Genomic DNA, 1846 nt, shown 5'->3' on the forward strand with positions numbered 1-1846 from the left:
ATCGCCAAGGAGATGATGAAGGAAATCTCCGTCACCAAGAAGACGGCGTCTGGTGCGGATGCCGACATCAACTCGATCTACATGATGTCGCATTCCGGTGCCCGCGGTTCGCCGGCCCAGATGCGTCAGCTCGCCGGTATGCGCGGCCTGATGGCCAAGCCGTCGGGCGAGATCATCGAAACGCCGATCATCTCGAACTTCAAGGAAGGTCTCTCGGTTCTCGAGTACTTCAATTCGACCCACGGTGCCCGTAAGGGCCTCGCGGACACCGCGTTGAAGACCGCGAACTCCGGCTACCTGACCCGCCGTCTGGTCGACGTGGCGCAGGACTGCATCATCACGCAGGACGATTGCGGCACCCATCTCGGCATCAAGATGCGCGCCATCGTCGATGCCGGCACGGTCGTGGCTTCGCTCGGCTCGCGGATTCTAGGTCGCGTGCCCTGCGACGACGTGCGCGATCCGGCTTCCGGTAACGTGCTGATCAAGGCCGGCACGTTGATGGAGGAGAGCCATATCGACGCCATCCAGCAGGCTGGCGTGCAAGAGGTGAAGATCCGCTCGGCGCTGACCTGCGAACTCGTCAACGGCATCTGCAAGATGTGCTACGGTCGCGACTTGGCTCGCGGTACTCCGGTCAATCACGGTGAAGCTGTCGGCGTCATCGCCGCACAGTCGATCGGTGAGCCGGGCACCCAGCTGACCATGCGCACGTTCCACATTGGCGGCGCCGCGCAGCTCAACGAGCAGTCCTTCGTCGAATCGAACTTCGAAGGCAAGGTCGTGATCCGCAACAAGGCGATCGCGCGCAACAGCGAAGGCCATCTGGTCGCCATGGTGCGCAACATGGTGGTTGCGATCGTCGATCCCGACGGCACCGAGCGTGCGACGCACCGTATCCAGTACGGCGCCCGTATGCACGTCGACGAGGGCGACACGATCAAGCGCGGCCAGCGTATCGCCGAGTGGGATCCTTATACCCGCCCGATCCTCACGGAAGCCGAGGGTACGATCGGGTTCGAGGATCTGACTGAAGGTCTGTCGATCTCGGAAACGCTCGATGAATCGACCGGTATCGCCAAGCGCGTCGTCATCGATTGGCGCTCGACGCGTGGCGGCGCCGATCTGCGGCCCGCGATCGTGATCAAGGGCAAGGACGGCAAGGTGCTGAAGCTCGCCCGCGGCGGCGATGCGAGGTACATGCTGTCGGTCGACGCCATTCTGTCGGTCGACATCGGCTCGACGGTCAAGGCGGGTGACATCCTTGCCCGTATCTCGACCGAGAGTGCCAAGACCCGTGACATCACCGGCGGTCTGCCGCGGGTGGCGGAACTGTTCGAGGCGCGCAAGCCGAAGGACGCGGCGATCATCGCGGAAATCGCGGGCACCATCCGCTTTGGCCGCGACTACAAGAACAAGCGCCGCATCTCGATCGAGCCGATCGACAAGACCGAGGAGCCGCGTGAGTACCTGATCCCGAAGGGCAAGCACATCCATCTGCAGGACGGCGATATCGTCGAAAAGGGCGACTTCATCGTCGAAGGCAACCCGGCACCGCACGACATCCTGGCGATCAAGGGCATCGAGGAACTCGCTGCCTATCTGGTCAACGAAATCCAGGAGGTCTACCGGCTGCAAGGCGTGCTCATCAACGACAAGCACATCGAGGTGATTGTCCGTCAGATGCTGCAGAAGATCGAGGTCACCGACCAGGGCGACACCGACATGATCTCGGGCGAACAGGTCGACAAGATCGAGTTCGACGTGCTCAACGCGAAGGCCGTGGAAGAGGCCAAGAAGCCCGCCACCGGCGTCCCGGTTCTGCTCGGCATCACCAAGGCGAGCC

Annotated in this window: 1 pseudogene; it reads left to right on the forward strand. The window is 62.6% G+C overall.

Annotated features, from left to right (window positions below):
* A pseudogene (locus WA702_RS06910) lies at positions 1-1846 on the forward strand (DNA-directed RNA polymerase subunit beta'); the annotation flags it as partial.

The organism is Bradyrhizobium sp. (assembly GCF_049798375.1).
Classification (GTDB): domain Bacteria; phylum Pseudomonadota; class Alphaproteobacteria; order Rhizobiales; family Xanthobacteraceae; genus Bradyrhizobium.